The sequence below is a fragment of the Gemmiger formicilis genome (assembly GCF_016901605.1).
Taxonomy (GTDB): domain Bacteria; phylum Bacillota; class Clostridia; order Oscillospirales; family Ruminococcaceae; genus Gemmiger; species Gemmiger formicilis_B.
The window spans coordinates 1-224 of record NZ_JACJKP010000738.1; the positions used below are offsets into that span (position 1 = coordinate 1).

Consider the following 224-nt stretch of genomic DNA (forward strand, 5'->3'; position numbering starts at 1 on the left):
GATGATTCTGGAAGTCAAGTTTACCGGTATTTTGCCGGAGTATATTCAAAGTATCTTTCGCGCCTATTCCTTTGTCAGGACGTCGGCCTCCAAATTCTGCCTTTGTGTGGATCAAGTCCAGCGGATTTTTGACGGCGGTGCGGTAGCGCACAATGCTGAGAGCGCCTACCATGCCCAGGGAGAGGGTAATGTTGGTGCTGATGGTCACAATGATCACCGCCACC

At 51.3% G+C, this 224-nt stretch carries 1 pseudogene; it reads right to left on the minus strand.

The window, feature by feature from the left end:
• Positions 1-112 precede the first annotated feature (112 nt).
• Positions 113-224: pseudogene (locus H6B10_RS18225) on the minus strand (DUF4956 domain-containing protein); the annotation flags it as partial.